Origin of the sequence: Microbacterium sp. K35, assembly GCF_004794375.1 — a bacterium.
Taxonomy (GTDB): Bacteria; Actinomycetota; Actinomycetes; order Actinomycetales; family Microbacteriaceae; genus Microbacterium; species Microbacterium sufflavum.
Window position 1 is genome coordinate 1 of sequence record NZ_SSDM01000002.1, and the last position, 523, is coordinate 523.

At 65.4% G+C, this 523-nt stretch carries 1 protein-coding gene; it reads right to left on the minus strand.

All coding sequences use genetic code 11. The features are described from left to right. Positions 1-100: 100 nt before the first annotated feature. A partial coding sequence (locus DW299_RS00010; protein WP_136035196.1) for an ATP-binding cassette domain-containing protein occupies positions 101-523 on the minus strand: 423 nt, incomplete at its 5' end.

Consider the following 523-nt stretch of genomic DNA (forward strand, 5'->3'; position numbering starts at 1 on the left):
CTCGTGCGGAACCCGGAGCGCAGGGTGAAGTCCTTCACCAGATTCCGGGCCTCGAGCGTGCCCTCACGCGTGCTGACGCCGGTGCCCGTGCCATTGCCGCTCATCGGATGCCCTCCTGGCTCATACCCGTGCGGACGAAATCGCCGCGCTCCCCGGTCAACGACGGGAAACTCGACAGCAGCCGTTTCGTGTACTCGTGCTGCGGGGTCCGGTAGATCTCCTCCGCCGTGCCCTGCTCCACGATCCGCCCCTGCAGCATCACCGCGATCCGGTCGCTGATCTCGATCAGCATCGGCAGGTCATGCGTGATGAAGATCACCGCGAACCCCAACCTCTCCCGCAACCGCATGATCTCCCGGATGATGCCCCGCTGCACCACCACATCCAACGCCGTCGTGGGCTCATCCATGATCATCACCTGCGGATCGAGCGCCAACGCCATCGCGATCATCATCCGCTGCCGCATCCCGCCGGACAGCTCGTGCGGGAAACTCGTCAGGCGGTTCGGATCCACCCCCACCAG